A 19,993-nucleotide genomic window follows, 5' to 3' on the forward strand; every position below is an offset into this window, starting at 1 on the left:
TTCGAAGTCGGGATTATCTCTTTGACTTTGAACTTAGGACTTTAGACTAACGACTTCAATACAAATACATCTATGGAAGTTGCTGATCTGAAGATCCTTTTTTTTGACGTGGGCGGCATTTTGCTGTCGAACGGATGGGGGCATGAGGCGCGCGAAGAAGCGGCCAAACGTTTTAACCTTGATTACGAAGAAGTTAACGCGCTGCATAATTTCATTTTTAACGTATATGAAATTGGCAGTATCACGCTCGACGAATACCTTGATACGGTGATATTTAACCACCCGCGGGATTTTGTACGCGAAGATTTTAAGGATTTTATCTATTCTACCTCTGTTGAATTGCCTATGCTGCAATTCCTTAAAGACTGGAAAAAAGATTGTGGCTTCCGTATTATTTCAGTGAACAACGAAGGCAAGGAGCTGAACGACTACCGGGTGCGTAAATTTAAACTGCATGAATGTTTTGATGCCTTTGTATCATCATGCGAAGTAAAAATGCGCAAACCCGACCCCGGCATATGGCAGTTAGCTATGGGTATAGCCCAGGTATCGCCTCAACAATGCGTGTATTTTGACGACAGAAAGATGTTTGTTGATACCGCCCAAAAACTGGGGATCCGTTCTTTTCAGCATACCAGCCTCGAAAGCACCAAGAAAATTTTAGAAACTCTTAAAAAAGAAAACCTCAAAACAAAATGAGCGCAACAGAAAACAAATACGCCTTTGGCATGATAGGCCTGGGTGTTATGGGTCGCAGCCTGCTGCTAAATATGGCCGATCATGGCTTCGCGGTGGCCGGGCACGATAAAGATACCGGTAAAGTAGATTCATTGAACCAGGAAGCTGGTAACAGGGCCGCTAAGGGCTTTGCCGATGTTAAAGAATTTATACAGAGCCTTACCACACCAAGGGCTATCATGATGTTAGTGCCTGCCGGTAAAATTGTTGACGCTGTAATTGAGGAATTAACCCCGTTATTGGAAAAAGGCGATATCTTGATTGATGGCGGTAACTCGCACTTCACTGATACAAACCGTCGTGTTGAGGAACTGGAGGCTAAAGGCCTGCATTTCTTCGGTATGGGCGTATCAGGCGGTGAAGAAGGTGCCCGTCGTGGCCCAAGCATGATGCCGGGCGGCGATAAGGATGCTTATGCTGTGATGAAACCTATTTTTGAAGCCATCGCTGCTAAAGTTAATGGCGAACCTTGTGTTACTTACATTGGCCCTGGCGCATCAGGTCACTTTGTTAAAATGGTTCACAACGGCATCGAGTACGGTATTATGCAGGTAATTGCCGAAACTTATGAGATCCTTAAAAAAGGCTTAAAGTTAGGTAACGATGAAATTGGCGATCTGTTCACCAAATGGAACGAAGGCCGTTTACAGTCATTCCTTTTAGATATCACCAAAGATATTTTCAAATACAAAGCACCTGGAACCGATCATTTATTGTTAGATGATATTAAAGACGAAGCGAAAGCTAAAGGCACAGGTAAATGGACGTCGCAGGTGGCTATGGATTTGGTAACCCCAATCCCAACCATCGATACATCGGTATCTATGCGCGATCTTTCAAAATACAAATCACTGCGCGAAAAAGCTTCTGCCCTTTATAACGACCCTATCGAGCTTAAAGGCGATAAGGAGGAGTTATTGGTTGCTTTAGAGCAGGCTTTCTATTTTACCAGCATCCTTACTTATGCACAGGGTATGCACCTGCTTACCAAAGCATCTGAAGAGTATAAATATGACCTTCATTTGGGCGAAATTGCCAAGATCTGGAGAGGCGGCTGTATCATCCGTTCAGAATTTTTGAATGACATTTACAATGCTTACAATAAAGATCAGGCACTGCCTCACCTGTTGCTTGACAGTGATATACAGGCATTGGTTGCCGGTACCTTACCAGGCATCAGGAAAGTATTATCGGCTACTATTGCTGCCGGTGTTGCTGCTCCCGGTTATGCTTCAGCACTGAGCTATTTTGATGCTTTCCGCAGCGAAAGAATGCCTTCAAACCTTACCCAGGCCCAGCGTGATTATTTTGGCGCGCACACTTATGAGCTGATTGGTAAAGAAGGCACCTTCCATACACAATGGGCTCCGGCAAACGACTAATTGACGCTATTAATTAAAACAAAACAATGAGCACAACAGCTAAATCAGACCCTACCATATTTATCATTTTTGGTGGAACGGGAGATTTGAACTCCCGGAAAATTGCGCCGGCCCTATATAATCTATTTTTAGATGGATGGATGCCCAAACAATTTTCCATTATTGGTACCGGTCGTACCAAGCTAACCGACGAGCAGTTCAGAGAAAACCTATATAAAGATATCAACCAGTTTTCGCGCAGCGGTAAAACGGATGATAAACAATGGGCCGAATTTGTAAAAAACGTTTATTACCAGGTATCTGACGCTACTGATTTTGAAACATACAAAGAATTTGGCAAACGCATTGAAAAACACAACGCCGAGTGGAAAACTAAGGCAAACGTGTTGTTTTACCTTGCGGTAGCGCCTAATTTCTTCCCGATCATTGCCTCAAACATATCAAAAGCTAAATTGGCCGATGATAAAAAACGTGTAAGGATCATCATTGAGAAACCATTTGGACACGACCTGGAAACTGCAAAAGATCTGAACCAGTTATTGAAAAGCATTTTTGATGAATGCCAGATCTATCGTATCGATCATTACCTGGGTAAAGAAACTGTTCAAAATATCATGGCTTTCCGTTTTGCCAACTCCATTATGGAGCCGTTATGGAACCGTAACCATATTGAGCACGTACAAATTTCAGTTACCGAGCAATTGGGCGTTGAAGAACGCGGCGACTATTATGATGGCTCAGGTGCGATGAGGGATATGATCCAAAACCACCTGCTGCAATTGCTTTGCCACGTGGCTATGGAACCTCCTATCAGTTTTAGCGCCGACGAAGTACGCGACCGCAAAGTTGACGTATTGAAAGCAATGCGCAAGTTTACCGCTGAAGACGTACGTAACTCAACAGTTAGGGGCCAATACGGCAGCGGATGGATGAAAGGTAAAGAAGTACCGGGATACCGCGAAGAACCAAAAGTTAATCCGGAATCAAATACCGAAACTTTTGCAGCAATTAAGTTCTTCATCGACAACTGGCGCTGGCAAGGTGTACCATTCTACTTGCGTACAGGTAAAAGAATGCACCAGTCATCTTCAGTTATCACTATCCAGTTTAAAGATGTCCCTCACCAGATTTTCCCGGCCGAAGCTACTGAAAGCTGGCAGCAAAACAGGTTGATCATCAGCATTCAGCCAGAGATGAGCATCCGTTTGCAGGTTCAGGCTAAACGCCCGGGTATCGATATGGTATTAAACGCCGTTGATATGGTGTTTGACTATAAAGGTACTTATACCAACCAGGCGCCTGAAGCTTATGAAACACTGATCCTGGATACCATGATGGGCGATCAAACCCTGTTTATGCGTGGTGACCAGGTTGAGGCAGCATGGGAACTGGTAATGCCGATACTAAACACATGGCAAAATAAAAAGAGCCTTAACTTCCCTAATTATTCGGCCGATTCATGGGGCCCTGAAGCTGCAGAAGCTTTAATTGCCCGTGATGGTTATAATTGGTTTACTTTACCTGTAAACGGTAAAAAATAAAAAGCTGATGAAACTGAATATCTATAACACGGAAGGTGAAGTTTTAACCGGGCTGGCAGATCACTTTGTTACCCTGGCTACCGAAGCTATTAACAAAAACGGGAAGTTCAGTGTGGCGCTTTCGGGCGGCAGCTCACCTAAAAAGCTATACGAACTATTAGCTTCAACAACATACGCCGACCAGGTGAACTGGGAAAAAGTTTTCTTCTTTTTTGGCGATGAGCGCAACGTACCTCATGACCATAAGGATAGCAATTACCTGATGGCAAAAAAGGCCTTGTTTGAGCCATTGATGATCAGTCCGGCGCAGATTTTCCCGGTTGAGACATCGTTTGGCCCTGCCGAAGCCGCTGCCAAATACTGGGAAGTGATCTCAGCGTTTTTTGATGATGGCGAAGCAAGCTTTGATCTCGTGCTGTTAGGCTTAGGCGATAACTCGCACACCGCATCATTATTCCCTTATACACCGGTGCTGCATGACCGTGTACCCGGCGTAAAGGAAGTATGGCTTGAAGACCAGCAGGTATGGCGCATTACCCTCAACGCACCGCTTATTAATGATGCTGCTCAAATAGCATTCTTAGTTTACGGCGCAGGCAAGGCCGAAGCTGTAAAACACATCCTGGAAGATGATGAGGACATTGAGCTTTATCCGGCGCAGCTTATTGATTCCATATCCGGCGAAGTAGAATGGTTCCTCGACGAACCGGCTGCTGCCGAATTGGAGAATAAAGAATAATATCCGCTATTATTTTAGCAACTAAAGGGCTTGGGCATTTGCTTAAGCCCTTTTTGTTTTGGCGGTTCTATAATGATTACCGGATGCACATTGTACATTAAATTCACAGGATTTTTTTTCGATATTTAATCGTTTCGCCCAATTTCACGCAGAATTCATCATTTTTCGGGTCAAAAACACATGTTAAGCCAATGTTAATTTTGACAGAAAAACAGCAATTACGACGGCATTTTACACTGCCCTGACTAAAATACCAATAGGGTCAAAAAATAAATTACTATTAATCAATCGATTAAATATTCATGACTTTTGGATGAAAAATCGCATCTGATTTGTGTTGTTAATTTGCTGTGTGTTTAAAACAACATATATCAAAAACACAACAATAGTTATGAAAAATTTATTCAAAGTTTCAGCATTAGCCCTTGCATTTGCAGGCTTAGCATTTGGTGCAAAAGCACAAACATCTACACCTACCACCACTACTACAACATCAACTACAACTAAAAGCGGCATCCGTTACAGCATCGGTGTTGACGCAGGCATTCCTCTTGGCGATTTCAAAGATAACTACAAGTGGAATTTAGGCGGTTCGGTACAAGCTGATATCCCGGTTCTTTCAAACCAGTTATTTGTTACAGTTAACGCAGGTTACAATAACATTTTTGGTAAAAAAGATATCGGCGGTGTACAAGGCCTTGATCAAACTGATTTTCATTTGATCCCGGTTAAAGCAGGTTTGAAATACTTCCCAATCAGCAACTTCTACGTACAAGGTGAAGCAGGTGCTGCATTCCTGTTAAACAAATCTGATGTTGGCGCTAATAAATCAACTGCATTTGTTTATGCTCCGCAAGTTGGTGTTCAGTTCCCGGTAAGTGCAAGCAGCTTTATTGATGCTGGTATCCGCTATGAAGCAACTACCAAATATGCTACCGGCGTTGATGCAAGCAAGGTTAACTTTATAGGTTTACGTGTAGCCTACGGCTTTTAATATATGGCCCTACATATACCTTGATATAAAAAGGGGAGCTCATTCGGCTCCCCTTTTTTATTATGTTTTTTTAGTTGATATGAACCTTTATAATTAAATAAATCGTATAAATTAGCACATTGTTTGTATTTTGACACGTAATATTACATTTACCGCACAATAATTGCTGAATATGAAAAGGATTCTCATCATTGATGATGAAGTTAATGTGGCGTTATTGCTATCGAAGTTTTTGACGCGGAATGGGTTTGACGTTAGTACGGCATCAAGCGGTACCGGTGGGATGGAAGCGTTGAAAAATGGTGAATATCAACTTGTACTATGTGATTTCAGGCTCGAAGATACCGACGGCCGCGAAATGCTCCGCAATATTAAAATTCAATATCCTAAAACAGGGGTTATCATCATCACCGGCTATTCAGATATTAAAATGGCGGTTGAGCTTATTAAAATGGGGGCCTATGATTATATCACCAAGCCGCTGTATCCCGATGAAATATTAAATACTATTAATAAGGCCCTTGAAACACACCATGCCCTGGTTGAAATTGACGAGGAGCCCCAGGCGACTATTTTACCTGAGAAAACTAAAGTTAACACTGTAAAAAAAACCGTTTTTGCAGCCGAATTTGTAACCGGCACCAGCCGCGCGTCAAAAGAGCTCGCCCGGCAGATAGAACTGGTGGCACCAACAAACTACAGTGTTATTATTTTAGGCGAAAGCGGTACCGGAAAAGAATCCGTAGCGAAAAGCATTCACCTTAACAGTCCGCGGCATAACCAGCCTTTTATAGCAATGGATTGCGGTTCTTTAACCAAGGAGCTCGCGGCAAGTGAATTTTTTGGCCACGAAAAGGGTTCATTTACCGGCGCTTTATATACTAAAATAGGCCACTTTGAAATGGCTAACGGAGGTACTTTATTTTTAGATGAAGTGGGCAACCTTTCGTACGAGATCCAGGCAGCTTTACTTCGTACTGTACAGGAACGTAAGGTCAAAAGAATAGGCAGCACCAAGGAGATCGATCTTGATGTACGTATTATCATTGCCACCAACGAGAACCTGCAGGAGGGGATCCAGAAAGGCCGTTTCCGCGAAGATCTTTATCATCGCTTTAACGAGTTTAGTATTTACATGCCGCCTTTACGTGAGCGCGGCCATGATATTATATTACTGGCCGAACATTTTTTAAAAATAGCCAACCAGGAGCTCGGGCGCAATGTTGAATCGTTTTCGCAGGAGGTCGTGGATTGCTTTATGAACTACCGCTGGCCGGGCAATATCCGAGAACTTAAAAATGTGATCCGCCGTGCAGCGCTTTTAGCCGAGGGCAATGAGATCACGCTTAAAGCATTGCCGCTTGAAATGTCGACCTATAAATTATCGTACGAAACGGCTAATCATTATACGCAGCATCATCATACCACAGCACATGCGGTAGAAGCGCCCGAGGCTAAAGAACCCCGTCATGACCTTAAAAATGCCGCGCTCGAGGCCGAATATGAAACAATTATAAGGGTATTAAGGGAAGTTAATTTCAACAAAACCAAAGCTGCCGAGATCCTGAATATCGACCGCAAAACCCTCTATAATAAAATGAAGGCCATTAACCTTAAGTAAAATGGGTGCTCATGAAGAAAAGGACGATGCTGAGGCCATGCGCAAATTAAGGCACGATATAAAAAATCAATTATCAAACATTCACCTGGCGCTTGAGCAATTACGGTATGAAATACCCAATCCAACATCAGACTGTTTGTTTTACATGGATACCATAGAAATAAGTTCAATCCGGATCAATACCCTGCTTAACGATACCAATTAAAGGCGTTGCAATTAATGCTTGAAACGCTAAAACTTTTTGGCGTTTTTTTGTTTAAGCAAGTATCAATCAACAGCCTACATGTCAGTCTTCAATTATAAGCAGCGCAACAATATTATCCTGGCGAGTATCATTATACTTGGCTGTTTCTTATTATATGCGCTCAGCAGCTTGTTTAGCTCAATTCTTGGCGCAGTAGTGCTGTTCACCATTTTTCGTCCCCTTTACATTAATCTTGCCGAAAACAAAGGGTGGAACCGCTCGCTGGTGGCCCTGCTTATTATTTTTATATCGCTTATTGTTATCGTGATCCCTTTCTTAACACTAAGCATAATGGTTGTGGGCAAAATTTCAAGCATCAACCTTAAAGATCTCCCGATTGACCAATGGATCTCAAAAATTGACGCATTTGCCGGCGCAAACCTTAATCAACCTCATTTTGCCGAAGAGACATTACAAAAATTAGGCACTTTTGCCACCGGTCTTTTCCCGTCTATACTGGGCAGCGCGGCCAACACCATATTGACCCTGCTGGTATTGTATATTATACTGTATTTCATGTTTACCCAAATACGTGAATTTGAGGCCGGGTTGTTGAAATATGCGCCATTCAGGGAGCAGCACGCATTGAAATTTGCCAATGCCCTGCGCGATTCTACCTATTCAAACGTTTTAGGCCAAGGAATTATAGCACTTACACAGGGAATACTACTCGCCAACGGATTTTGGATATTTGGCATTCCCGACCCGATTTTTTGGGGGGTTATCGCTATCTTTATTTCGTTTTTACCCGTTGTAGGAGCACCAACGCTATGTATCCCGGCAAGCATTGTATTGTTTGCACAGGGGCACAACTGGCAGGGAGTAGCATTACTGGCTTACGGTTTATTGTTCATTGGCAATATTGATAATTTTTTGCGCATGATCATTAATAAACGCGTTGCCAACACACACCCTATTATTTCGATAATAGGCGTTTTTATAGGCCTGCCCCTTTTCGGGATCCTGGGCCTGGTGTTTGGCCCGGTACTGCTATCCTATTTCCTGCTGCTGATGGAAATTTATGAAACAAACCGCATGGCGGCCGACAGGCTTGAACGGATTAACAGCATATAAAATATATCGTACAGCCCTGAATAGTTTTGTGAACACAGGGTAAAATTTATTTGACTGATAAAAGTTAATTTATACTTAAATAAAAATAATTGTGCCAAATGCACATATTTGGCAGGATATTTACACGTAACTAATAAAATGTTCAACTTTTAATTATATTACAATGAATGATAACTCAAAAGTAGTTGTTGCATTGCTTGCCGGTTTAGCAGCAGGGGCAGCGTTAGGTATTTTGTTTGCACCTGATAAAGGCAATGAAACCCGCGACAAGCTTACCGAATCATTAAAAAACCTTGGAGAGTCGATAAAAGATACTGCCGCTGCCGAAATTGACAATCTGGTTGGCTTAAAAGACAAAGTTGTTGAAAACATCAAGTCGAAAATTAAAGGTGCCGAAGAAGAATATCAGGACGACCTGGAGCACGCATAAGCATGTATAACACCAATCCCGGATGCGGATAAAACATCCGGGATATATAACCTTACTCATGGAAGATAAAAAAGAGACTCAACCACCAGTACCCCCAATAGTTGATCAGTTAAAGGAATATGCCGAAACCCGGTTTAAGCTTTTAAAATACGAAGCGATTGAAGGTGGTACCTCCATATTAGCAAGCATCATTGCCGATTTGGTGACTGTAATAAGCATGGTACTGGCTTTTCTTTTTGCAAGTGTTACTTTAGGCTTTTTTCTTGCCGATATTTTACACTCTTACTGGATGGGTTTTGGATGTATTGCCGTGCTTTACTTTTTGATAGCCATGTTTATCAAGATATTTAAACGACACCTTGAAAGGCCGCTTATCAACATCTTTATTCAAAAAATATTTAAAAGATAAACCATGGATCTTCATATCACCAACATCAGCGATCTGCAAGCCGAAATATTCAGGTTAAAAACACTTGAAAAACAGCAATCGGTGGCTTTAAAGGCGCGCGTTAACAGCCCCTCTGCTTTATTTTCAACTGTGCTTACGCTGTTCCCGCGTTCAAATGATACTGATGGTGTAAAAAATACCAGCTTTTTTCATCCCGATATTCTCAACCTCATCTCCAGGTTCGTGATTCCGCTTACCTTGAATAAAACGCTTTTTAAACACTCCAACTTTTTGGTAAAAACACTGGTTGGCCTGGTATCACAAAAAGCTTCAAATTATGTTAATGAGGATACCGTGAGCAGCATTTGGGACAAAGCAAAAGCGCTTTTCGCCAAGTTCACTAAAAAGAAAGAAGATGCTGAATATAAGCCCGCGCCCTATGTTAAGCCGGTGGGCGGGGCAGTAGTATAATAATTTTTACACGAATTTTTCGAATTGAGACGAATTTCACGAATTAGAATTAAATTCATTTTTTTAACTCGTGCAATTCGATTTAATTGTTCAGCGATAAACAAATCAATTCGTGTTAATAATTTCTACATGAATTTTTCCAATTATTCGAATTTCTCAAACCTGCTATACAGATCCATTAAACCAATTCGTGTAATCCGATTTAATTGCTCTACAGCACGCAAATCATTCGTGTTAAAATAATTTCAATATTTTTGCGCTTTATTTTAAAAACGTAAAGTGGGAAAAGATAAGTTAAGGCGCTTTGCCGAGGTTGAAACCTTTAGTAATGTATTGCAATTAGATGCCGGCAAACCTTTCAAAGGCCAATGGAGCCGCGAATTTTTCAAGAACGACAACCCGGTAGTGCTTGAACTGGCCTGCGGCAAAGGTGAATATACCGTGAACCTTGCCCGCATGTTCCCTGATAAAAATTTCATTGGTATCGACTATAAAGGCAACCGCATCTGGCGCGGTGCAAAAACAGCTATTGAAGATGGTGTGCCCAATGTTGCTTTCCTGCGCATTCAGATCGAGAACCTGCTCGATTATTTCGCTCCCGGCGAAGTAGATGAGATCTGGATCACCTTTCCCGATCCGCAACCGCAGATAAGCCGCGAAAAAAAGCGACTGACATCGCCCCGGTTTTTGGATAAATACATCATCACGCTAAAGCCGGGCGGCTGTGTTAACCTTAAAACGGATAATGATGGCTTACACGCCTATACCGTCGAAAAAATTGACGAGCTAAAGCTAAACCTTCACGCCAGAACCGAAGACCTTTATCATTCGGAATATGCAGACGATGTGCTTTCTATCAAAACTTACTACGAGAAAAAATATTTAAAGGATAACAAAAACATTAACTACCTTAAGTTTTCATTTCCTGAAAACGCCTGATGGAGGACATTAATTTTTTTGAAAAAGTATACCAGGTAGCCCGGCTCATTCCACCCGGACGGGTAACCTCCTATGGCGCTATTGCAGCCTATCTTGGTACCAAAGGCTCATCGCGGATGGTAGGCTGGGCAATGCAGGCAGCCGGGAACGTAAAACCTCCGGTGCCAGCGCACCGGGTAGTAAACCGTCAGGGCTTGTTGACAGCAAAAGCCCACTTTGGCGGTAACCGCATGGCCGAAATGCTGGAAAGTGAAGGAGTAAAAGTAGTTGATGATCAGATCCAGGATTTCAAATCGCATTTTTGGGACCCGATGGTGGAGCTGGCGTTGTAAACTCCCGCTAAACTCATTTAACCATGTCATTGCGCAGCGCGGCAATCGCACGGAAGCATAACCGCCCTGTATAGTATGTGGTTGCTTCGTCGTTTCTCCTTATAATGACGTGATTGTAAGTTATTGATTATCAAAAGTGAATTTTGGTTTTTAATGATAATGTGGGCGTTGCCTCCGGCCCGGGCTATCCGCTACAAGTCCTCGCCTTGCCCACACACAAGGTCTCCGCACGCTGTGGGCTATCCGCTACTATCCCTAACGCTGCCCTACGCACCATACCTTAAATATACCAACGCGGAGACGTCATTTAGTTTTTTTCCAGGATTCCCTGATGGTTACTGCAACGACATATTTTTATCTCATCATCTGTTAATTTAATTCACTCCGTAAACTGCAGCAATTCCATCCTGTTCCCAAACGGATCGATAAATGAAAACCGCGTGCGATCCGGAAGAACAGGTTCTTCCCAAAACTCAACGCCATAGCTTTCCAAATGGCGGCGCGCTTCTGCAATATCAGTAACCTCAAAGGCGGTATGTCGCGATGTGCGCGGTAAAGCATCTTCAGTACTTAAATGAAGCTGGATATCTGATATCTGAAACCAGTAGCCCTTTGAATTAAAGGCTGGTCGTTCTATCCGTTGCAAACCCACAACGTCGGTATAAAAAATCCTCGCTTCTTCCAGCCGTTCCAACGGAACACAAACCTGGATATGGTCGGCGCGTTTAAAGTTGATCATATTATGAAAAAGGCGTCATTGCGAGGTACGAAGCAATCGCGAACTATACAGAGAAACTTGCTTAGTCGCTCTGCTGTTTGGGGATTACTTCGTCTCCGCAATGACGATTTGTTAATCAATAAGTTAATTATTCATGCTCGGCAAAAGTAAGCACATAACCATTATTATCTTTTATCGAGAATTCGGTTGCACCATAAAAGGTTGCTTCAAGTACTTTTAATACGGTTACTTTATCCTTTATCTCTTCAAAAAAGGTACGGATATTTTTCAGGTTGATGTACAACAGTAATGAGCCGCCATCAACTCGGCTTATCTCAGGCAGGTCATTGGCTAAACTGCTAAACGTTTGGAACATCATGGTAACGCTGCCATTGGTCATCATGGCCCAAACAAGATCAGTACCGGTTTCGGGTACACTCATGGCTACTTTAAAACCAAGCAGTTCATAGAAGCTGATGGTTGCGGCGATGTCTTTCACAAAAATATTGGGCGATAGGCTTTCCATAATTATCCGGTAAATTTTGTTATTAATGTTACCGGATAAAAATAAAGATTTATACTTTTAATTGCTAATTATTTTAGCTTAATTAGCTTAAATATTTACTCGATAATTAATTCAACATCCCGTGGGAAAACTTGTAGAAGAATTTGACGCCTATCGCTCTAAAATGAACGACAGGATCATGGAAACCGCCAATACCAACATTAAACGCTTTTTTGCGCTTGATACCACCAGCTATGCCGAAGGTGCACTGGATGTTAAAACCAAAGAAATGCTCGGCCTGGTAGCCAGTATGGTTTTACGCTGCGACGATTGTATCAAATACCACCTCGGCAAATGCCACGAAGCCGGCGTCAACCATGATGAAATGAACGAGATCTTTATGATTGCCAATTTGGTTGGCGGATCAATAGTTATTCCGCATTACCGCAGAGCTGTTGAGTATTGGGATGAGTTAAATGAAGTGAAATAAGTACGCAACAACGTCGTTATAAGGAGTGAAGCGAGTTCCTGTTTAGCAGTATAGGATTCGCTCCTTGTAATGACGTTGTTTAATCCTTTACTTAACCTTTTCACACCATGTACAGACCTAAATTCCGCAGAAAGCATTTTGACGTAGACATGTTTCCGATGTTCAATTTATTATTGATCGTGTTATCATTTCTCATGCTGAGTGGTCGTCCCGCAATACGTTATCCTATTTTGATCAATTTGCCAACGGGGTCTTCTTTTAATACTGCAGATCCTGATAGCTACTTCACCATTACCACTATACTTATCGGACAAAAAAAGTTAATGCTAAAGCTTGATGCTCCAGATATACGCGAAGCAACACTCAAACAAATAGGAAATAAATACAACACTGATTTCACACCAGCTGAGATAAATAAATTTGGCGAAACGGATGTGATCGGAACGCCATTGGCTCAAATCAAAAAATATATTTCGGGTTACTACAACGCTACAGACTATTACAATCAACCGGGATTAAGGCTCGATGAATTAGCCGAATGGATAAAAGAATCGCGCAAAGCTACATTCGAAAAACATAATAGTTTAACACGTATTTTTATTATGGCCGACGGAGAAACCCCTTACCCCGAGATCAAAAATGTAATAGACATGTTAGGCCAGCAAAAAATCACCAAATTTTCAATCATTTATTCCTACCTAAGACAATATAATGAGCAATCAAACTAACAACTTAACCCGCTGCTCCTGGGCAGGCACCGACGAATTATATATCAAATACCATGACGAGGAATGGGGCAAAGAAGTTCATGACGATCATACCTTATTTGAATTTCTGATATTAGAATCCGCACAGGCCGGGCTTAGCTGGATCACTATATTGCGCCGCCGCGAAGGCTACCGCAAGGCATTTGCTAATTTTGATGTGCAAAAAGTGGCAGCTTTTACCGATGAAGATGTTGAGCGCTTAATGCATGACGAGGGTATCATCCGTAACAGACTTAAAATATTAGCCACTATCAACAATGCTAAACTGTTCATCGGTATACAAAAAGAATTTGGTTCGTTTGATAGATACCTGTATAGCTTTATGCCCGATGGAAAGCCAATCGTAAATCATTCGCACAAAATACCGGCTACCAGCCCCGAATCTGACGCCATCAGTAAGGATATGAAAAAGCGGGGTTTTAAGTTTTTCGGCAGTACTATTTGTTATGCCCACATGCAGGCTACCGGTATGGTAAATGATCACATTCCTGATTGCAGCTTCAAATAAAACAAACACGAATCTTCACGAATGTGACCGAACTACACAAATTGATAATGAAATTAAAACTATGCAATTCATTAAAAATCGTGTTCTTTGCATAAACACCGGCATCAAAAAATTCGAGTCAATTAGCTTAAATTCGTGCAATTAGTGTCAATGATATTATGAAAAAACTATTTCTTTTGGATGGCATGGCCCTTATTTACCGGGCGCATTTTGCTTTAAGTAAAACACCACGGTTTACCTCAAACGGGCTAAACACCTCGGCAATGATGGGGTTTACCAACACCCTGCTGGACGTTTTGAAAAAGGAGGCCCCCACCCACATGGCCGTGGTTTTTGATACCGAAGCACCAACCGAACGACATACCGATTTTGAAGGCTACAAAGCCCATCGTGAAGCCATGCCCGAAGATTTGGCGAAGGCTTTACCTTATGTTATAAAAATCATATTGGGTTTTAACATCCCGGTTATCACCTCCGATGGATACGAGGCCGACGATATCATCGGTACCCTTGCAAAAAAAGCTGAGCAAAAGGGCTACACTGTTTATTGTATGACTCCTGATAAGGATTTTGGCCAACTGGTATCAGATAATATTTTCATTTACAAACCGGCCCGCATGGGCAACGAGATGGAAATACAGGGCGTTAAAGAGATATTGGCGAAATGGGAAATTGAGCGTGTTGACCAGGTGATAGATATTTTAGGCCTATGGGGTGATGCGGTAGATGGCATTCCGGGCATTCCGGGCATCGGCGAAAAAACGGCCAAAGCCCTTATTAAACAATATGGCTCGATGGAAAACATCTTTGAGCATAGCCACGAGCTTAAAGGCAAACAGCGCGAAAACGTTGAACAGTTTAAAGAGCAGGGCCTGATGTCGAAAAAATTGGCTACCATATTGCTAAATGTACCGGTTGAACTGGATGAAGAAGGCCTCGAAGTATGCGCTCCAAGTAAGGAACTATTAGAGCCGCTTTTTGCCGAATTGGAGTTCCGTACCTTAGGCAAGCGCGTTTTTGGCGATGATTTCAGCATAACCGAGTTAAAGCCTGCCGGAACCCAGATAGATCTTTTTGGCAATCCAACGGCAACTGGTCGTACCACCATGACGGTTGATGTGGAAGATATTCGTGAGGACCTGATCATCGCTGCCAAAAATATTAACAATACGCCGCATGAGTATCATTTGGCCGACACCCTTGAAAAACGGGCCGAACTGATCAAAATATTAGCGCAGCAGCCAACCATTTGCTTTGATACCGAAACCACCGGTACCGATCCTAATCATTGCGAACTGGTAGGCCTGTCGTTTTCTGTTAAACCTGGGCAAGGCTGGTATGTGCCTGTCCCTGCCGATCAAACCGAGGCGCAAAGCATTGTTACCGAATTTAGAACAGTGCTTGAAAATGAAAATATCGGCAAAATAGGGCAGAACATTAAGTTTGATATCCTGATGCTGAAGTGGTACAATATTGAGGTAAATGGCACCTTATTTGATACCATGCTGGCACACTATATCCTTGATCCGGATACCCGCCACAATATGGATATCCTGTCCGAAAATTACCTTAGCTACAAACCGGTTTCCATAACCGAGCTTATAGGCCCCAAAGGCAAAAACCAGGGCAATATGCGCGATGTAGATTTTGAAAAAATAAAAGAATACGCCGCCGAGGATGCTGATATCACCCTGCAGCTAAAAGATATTTTTGAGCCTAAACTAAAAGAGGTTGAGGGCGAAAAACTGGTGAATGAAATAGAGCACCCGCTAATTTACGTACTCGCCGATATGGAGTATGAGGGCGTAAAAATAGACCATGACACCCTTCGTGAGTTTAGCAAAACACTCGAAACCGATATTGCCCAATACGAAAAAACGGTATATGAAAAAGCAGGTGTAAAATTCAACATTGCCTCACCAAAACAATTGGGAGAAGTGCTGTTCGAAAAACTGATGCTTGATCCTAAAGCTAAAAAAACCAAAACCGGCCAGTATCAAACCGGTGAGGATGTATTGCTTTCATTAGCCGCGAAGAGCGATATTGTGCGCGATATTCTTGATTTCCGCCAGCTGCAAAAATTAAAGTCGACCTATGTTGACGCGCTACCGCAGATGGTAAATCCTAAAACAGGCCGGGTACACACTTCATACAACCAGGCAGTTGCTGCAACGGGCCGTTTAAGCAGCGTTAATCCCAACCTGCAAAATATCCCTATCCGTACCGAGCGCGGCCGTGAAGTGAGAAAGGCGTTTATCCCGAGGGATAGCAATCATACCATAGTATCTGCGGATTATTCGCAGATCGAACTACGCATCATTGCCGAGATCAGCAAAGATCCTAACATGATGCAGGCCTTTATCAATAACCACGATATCCACACGGCAACAGCTGCCAACGTTTACGGAATCGGGCTTGACGAGGTAACCAGCGATCAGCGCCGCAACGCCAAGGCGGTTAATTTCGGCATTATTTACGGGCAGTCGGCCTTTGGCTTATCGCAAAGCCTGGGCATACCGCGTAAAGAAGCTGCCGAAATTATTGAACAATATTTTATCCAGTTTGCCGGTATTAAACAATACATGAGCGATACCATGAACTTCGCCCGCGAAAATGGCTACGTGTGCACCTTGATGGGCCGCCGCCGCTATTTGCGCGATATCAATTCGGCCAATGCAACCGTTCGTGGTTTTGCCGAACGAAATGCCATTAACGCCCCTATACAGGGTTCGGCTGCCGATATGATCAAAATAGCCATGATCAATATTCACCGGGAGTTCAAAGCCCAAAAGCTGGATGCCCGTATGACCATGCAGGTACATGATGAGTTGGTATTTGACGTGCCTAACAACGAGGTAGAGATCGTGAAACCGATCATTATGCATAACATGAAAACCGCCATCAAAACCGAGGTACCCATCATGGTAGAGATCGGAACCGGATTGAACTGGCTGGAGGCGCATTAGCCCCCCAGCCCCCTAAAGGGGAGCTTCTAAAAAATGTGATCCTTGCGCTCGTTTGTAACGAGCGCTTAATATGGGCTTGCGTTTAAAACGCATCTCTGGCGATGCAATCGCCTAACCGTGTTAAGCACTCGTTGCAAACGAGCGCAAGTTAATTTTTCGGGCTACCCTGGCGGATACCGCATTGACATATCTATAATTTATGATGCATTTTGCAATACAAGACAATTCTTTCCCCTTCATAATACACTAACCTATACTTATCCCTTCCCTTTTTCCCTATCATTTTTACAACTATAACATCTTAACGGTAATAAAATTTCAGCGCTTTTAATCTAAATTTTACAAAACTATATTAATTGCCGCGGGTTTCTCTTTTGGTAATCTTTGCTTAAATTGAGCCAATAAAACCTGAATGAAAATATACCATTTGAGTGCCGAGTGCTATCCCGTTGCTAAAGTTGGCGGGCTTGCCGATGTTGTTGGCGCATTGCCTAAGTACCAGAACCTTGCGGGTTTGCAGGCTGCGGTTGTTATGCCTTTTTACGATCGTAAGTTTACCCAGGAAAACGACTTTGAAATTGTGTTTGCTGCTGCAACCTTGCTCGGTAACCGCCGTCTTTTCTTCGAGATACTGAAAGAGAAAACAAATAAACTTGGTTTTGAACTTTATTTAGTAAAAATTCCTGGCTTGCTCGACAGGGAAAATATCTACAGTTACCCTGATGAGCGCGACCAGTTCATGGCTTTTCAATTGGCATTTTTAGATTGGATCAGTTATTCACAGCAAACGCCTGATTTGATCCATTGTCATGACCACCACGCCGGGTTAGTCCCGTTTTTACTTTATCATTCCAAACTATATACAAGGCTGGCCAATACCCCAACCATATTTACCATACACAACGGCCAGTACCACGGCGCTTTCGGCTGGGACAGGCTATCCTTATTACCTGAAATTGACCTGACCAAAACGGGCTTGCTTGACTGGGCGGGCGGGATCAACCCACTTGCCGCCGCGGTTAAATGCAGCTGGCGTTATACAACGGTGTCTCCAACTTATTTGGAGGAGCTTACTTATAACTCCAATGGTTTGGAGTACCTGTTTTACATTGAACGGGCAAAGGGCTACGGTATCATGAACGGCATCGACACCGAGGTTTGGAACCCGCAAACCGACCCGATGATCCCAACCAAATTTTCGGCTAAAACACTGGCCAAAGGCAAAAGGGCTAATAAAGAAGCTATTTGCAAACGCTTTGAGCTCGATCCCGAAAAACCGTTATTCACTTTTATCGGTCGCCTGGTTGTTGAAAAAGGGGCCGACCTGTTGCCAGCCGCCATTGAGCGCAGCCTGCTCGAAAATGAAGGCGAAGTAAACTTTATCATATTAGGGGCCGGCGATAAGGAAAATGAACTGGCGCTGCTTCAGCTTAAAAATAAATATCCTGAACATTGTAATGCTTTTATTGGCTATGACGAGTCATTGGCGCACCTGATTTATGCCGGGGCCGATTTCCTGTTGATGCCATCGCGGGTAGAGCCCTGCGGCCTTAATCAGCTTTATGCACTGCGTTACGGCACCATGCCAATTGTACGTACTACTGGTGGATTGAAAGATTCTGTCATTGATTTTGGCGATGAGGGAGGCTACGGGATCCGCTTTGTACAGGCCAGCGTACAAGATATTTGCCACTCGGTTTTCAGGGCAAAACAACTTTACCAGGATAGCGCAAAAATGCAGCAGCTCCGCAAGCAAATGATGGCCCTTGATTTTTCATGGGCACGCTCAACACAACAATACACTGAACTATACGAAAGCTTAAAACTAACTTTATGACATCCAAAGTAATCTCCATTGTGCTCGGTGGCGGCCAGGGCAGCCGTTTATCACCGCTTACCGCAACGCGGTCAAAGCCGGCAGTTCCAATTGCGGGTAAATATCGTTTGGTGGATATTCCCATTTCAAACTGTTTGCACTCGGGTATTACGCGTATTTATGTGTTAACGCAATTTAACTCGGCCTCGTTAAACAAGCACATCAAAAACACCTACCACTTCAGCAGTTTTAGTGATGCTTTTGTTGATATTCTTGCGGCAGAGCAAACACCATCAAGCGTGGCCTGGTTTCAGGGTACGGCCGATGCTGTGAGGCAAAGCTTACACCACTTGGCGGTCCATGAGTTTGAGTATGTGCTGATCCTGTCGGGCGATCAGTTGTACCAGATGGATTTTGAAGATATGATCAACCATCATATCGAAACCAATGCCGAGATTTCGATAGCTACCATCCCTGTTGATGCGGCTGACGTTCCGGGTTTCGGGATCCTGAAAACTGACGAAAACAACATGATCACCTCATTTATCGAAAAACCTAAAAGCAATTTTGAAAGTTGGGCGTCAGAGGTTAGTCCGGAGATGGAAGCTGAAGGCCGTGTATACCTGGCGTCAATGGGTATCTACATCTTTAATCGAAAATTGCTATATGAATTGCTTGAAGGCAACGAGCGTACCGACTTTGGTAAAGAGATCATCCCACAATCAATTGAAGGCCATCGCGTAGCCAGCTATCAATACGAAGGCTACTGGACAGATATTGGTACTATCCCCTCATTTTTCGAGGCCAACCTGGGTTTAACCGATAACATCCCCAAGTTTAACCTGTTTGATAAAAACCCGATCTACACCCGTGCGCGCATGTTGCCGCCGTCAAAAATATCAGGCACGCTGATGGAAAAATCTATTGTTGCCGACGGCTGTATTATCAATGCCAAACAGATCATCCATTCTATAATAGGGATTCGTACCCGCATTGGAGTTAATACCATTATCGAAAACTGTTACGTAATGGGCAGCGACAATTATCAAACCCTTGAGGAAATTGCCGAATGTAAAGAAAGCGGTTCGCCAATTATGGGCATCGGCGATAATTGCCATATCCAAAACGCCATTATTGATAAAAATACTTACATCGGTAATAACGTAACCATCAACTGCGGCGAAAAACTTGAAGACGGTGACTATGGAACCCATACCGTGCAGGATGGCATTGTTGTAGTTAAGAAACGGGCTATAATACCAAGCGGCACGGTTATTTAATTAAAAAATAAAAAAAACAAACCATAGTTAATTTGTTATAGATAGAACTA

21 protein-coding genes are annotated in these 19,993 nt (G+C 43.0%); 19 read left to right on the forward strand and 2 right to left on the reverse strand.

Annotation, left to right across the window (positions count from 1 at the left end):
* The first annotated feature begins 72 nt into the window (after positions 1-72).
* From BLP33_RS19710 to BLP33_RS19770, 13 genes are all read left to right on the forward strand, one after another.
* On the forward strand, positions 73-699 hold the full coding sequence (locus BLP33_RS19710; protein ID WP_090532332.1) for an HAD family hydrolase: 627 nt from the start codon (positions 73-75) through the stop codon (positions 697-699).
* Positions 696-2,120, forward strand: coding sequence for an NADP-dependent phosphogluconate dehydrogenase (gene gndA / locus BLP33_RS19715; protein ID WP_090532335.1), 1,425 nt, complete (start codon positions 696-698; stop codon positions 2,118-2,120). The genes BLP33_RS19710 and gndA overlap by 4 nt, the downstream gene beginning before the upstream one ends.
* A 26-nt stretch (positions 2,121-2,146) precedes the next feature.
* Positions 2,147-3,661, forward strand: a complete 1,515-nt coding sequence (zwf, locus tag BLP33_RS19720) for a glucose-6-phosphate dehydrogenase (protein ID WP_090532336.1) — start codon at positions 2,147-2,149, stop codon at positions 3,659-3,661.
* Positions 3,662-3,668: 7 nt separating this feature from the next.
* Positions 3,669-4,400, forward strand: coding sequence for a 6-phosphogluconolactonase (gene pgl / locus BLP33_RS19725; protein WP_090532338.1), 732 nt, complete (start codon positions 3,669-3,671; stop codon positions 4,398-4,400).
* Between the two features lie 391 nt (positions 4,401-4,791).
* Entirely contained in the window at positions 4,792-5,394 is a 603-nt protein-coding gene (locus BLP33_RS19730; protein WP_090532843.1) for an outer membrane beta-barrel protein, read from the forward strand.
* Between the two features lie 172 nt (positions 5,395-5,566).
* Entirely contained in the window at positions 5,567-7,015 is a 1,449-nt protein-coding gene (locus tag BLP33_RS19735) for a sigma-54-dependent transcriptional regulator (protein ID WP_090532340.1), read from the forward strand.
* A gap of 1 nt (position 7,016) precedes the next feature.
* Positions 7,017-7,220 (forward strand): hypothetical protein, encoded by a 204-nt coding sequence (locus BLP33_RS19740; RefSeq protein WP_090532342.1) that lies wholly within the window; start codon positions 7,017-7,019, stop codon positions 7,218-7,220.
* 78 nt (positions 7,221-7,298) lie between these two features.
* Entirely contained in the window at positions 7,299-8,333 is a 1,035-nt protein-coding gene (locus BLP33_RS19745; protein WP_090532343.1) for an AI-2E family transporter, read from the forward strand.
* A 163-nt stretch (positions 8,334-8,496) separates the two neighbouring features.
* The gene (locus BLP33_RS19750; RefSeq protein ID WP_090532345.1) at positions 8,497-8,763 is read left to right on the forward strand and encodes a YtxH domain-containing protein; all 267 of its coding nucleotides are present in this window, start codon (positions 8,497-8,499) and stop codon (positions 8,761-8,763) included.
* Between the two features lie 58 nt (positions 8,764-8,821).
* Positions 8,822-9,172, forward strand: coding sequence for a phage holin family protein (locus BLP33_RS19755; RefSeq protein ID WP_167516304.1), 351 nt, complete (start codon positions 8,822-8,824; stop codon positions 9,170-9,172).
* Between the two features lie 3 nt (positions 9,173-9,175).
* Positions 9,176-9,622 (forward strand): hypothetical protein, encoded by a 447-nt coding sequence (locus BLP33_RS19760; protein WP_090532349.1) that lies wholly within the window; start codon positions 9,176-9,178, stop codon positions 9,620-9,622.
* Positions 9,623-9,901: 279 nt separating this feature from the next.
* Positions 9,902-10,561 carry a tRNA (guanosine(46)-N7)-methyltransferase TrmB gene (trmB, locus tag BLP33_RS19765; RefSeq protein ID WP_090532351.1) on the forward strand — a complete coding sequence of 220 codons (660 nt, stop codon included), beginning with the start codon at positions 9,902-9,904 and terminating at the stop codon, positions 10,559-10,561.
* The gene (locus tag BLP33_RS19770) at positions 10,561-10,893 is read left to right on the forward strand and encodes an MGMT family protein (RefSeq protein WP_090532354.1); all 333 of its coding nucleotides are present in this window, start codon (positions 10,561-10,563) and stop codon (positions 10,891-10,893) included. The genes trmB and BLP33_RS19770 overlap by 1 nt, the downstream gene beginning before the upstream one ends.
* A 379-nt stretch (positions 10,894-11,272) precedes the next feature.
* On the opposite strand, the gene BLP33_RS19775 is transcribed toward BLP33_RS19770, so the two are convergent.
* Entirely contained in the window at positions 11,273-11,632 is a 360-nt protein-coding gene (locus BLP33_RS19775) for a VOC family protein (protein ID WP_090532356.1), read from the reverse strand.
* A 127-nt stretch (positions 11,633-11,759) separates the two neighbouring features.
* Entirely contained in the window at positions 11,760-12,137 is a 378-nt protein-coding gene (locus BLP33_RS19780) for a VOC family protein (protein WP_090532358.1), read from the reverse strand.
* 121 nt (positions 12,138-12,258) lie between these two features.
* Here BLP33_RS19780 and BLP33_RS19785 point away from each other — a divergent pair, with 121 nt between their 5' ends.
* The 6 genes from BLP33_RS19785 to BLP33_RS19810 all read left to right on the forward strand — a co-directional run bounded on the left by BLP33_RS19785 (position 12,259) and on the right by BLP33_RS19810 (position 19,943).
* Complete coding sequence (locus BLP33_RS19785; protein WP_090532360.1) at positions 12,259-12,606, forward strand: carboxymuconolactone decarboxylase family protein; 348 nt, start codon at positions 12,259-12,261, stop codon at positions 12,604-12,606.
* A gap of 107 nt (positions 12,607-12,713) precedes the next feature.
* Positions 12,714-13,334: an ExbD/TolR family protein gene (locus BLP33_RS19790; protein ID WP_090532362.1), complete on the forward strand. Its 621-nt coding sequence runs from the start codon at positions 12,714-12,716 to the stop codon at positions 13,332-13,334.
* Positions 13,318-13,881: a DNA-3-methyladenine glycosylase I gene (locus BLP33_RS19795; RefSeq protein WP_090532364.1), complete on the forward strand. Its 564-nt coding sequence runs from the start codon at positions 13,318-13,320 to the stop codon at positions 13,879-13,881. Before BLP33_RS19790 ends, BLP33_RS19795 begins: the two co-directional genes overlap by 17 nt.
* A gap of 158 nt (positions 13,882-14,039) precedes the next feature.
* Positions 14,040-16,847: a DNA polymerase I gene (gene polA, locus BLP33_RS19800; protein ID WP_090532365.1), complete on the forward strand. Its 2,808-nt coding sequence runs from the start codon at positions 14,040-14,042 to the stop codon at positions 16,845-16,847.
* A 412-nt stretch (positions 16,848-17,259) separates the two neighbouring features.
* Positions 17,260-18,684: a glycogen synthase gene (locus tag BLP33_RS19805; RefSeq protein ID WP_090532367.1), complete on the forward strand. Its 1,425-nt coding sequence runs from the start codon at positions 17,260-17,262 to the stop codon at positions 18,682-18,684.
* Positions 18,681-19,943, forward strand: coding sequence for a glucose-1-phosphate adenylyltransferase (locus tag BLP33_RS19810; protein ID WP_090532368.1), 1,263 nt, complete (start codon positions 18,681-18,683; stop codon positions 19,941-19,943). The genes BLP33_RS19805 and BLP33_RS19810 overlap by 4 nt, the downstream gene beginning before the upstream one ends.
* Positions 19,944-19,993: the final 50 nt, after the last annotated feature.

This window comes from Mucilaginibacter sp. NFR10 (assembly GCF_900100445.1).
In the GTDB taxonomy this organism is placed as follows: domain Bacteria; phylum Bacteroidota; class Bacteroidia; order Sphingobacteriales; family Sphingobacteriaceae; genus Mucilaginibacter; species Mucilaginibacter rubeus.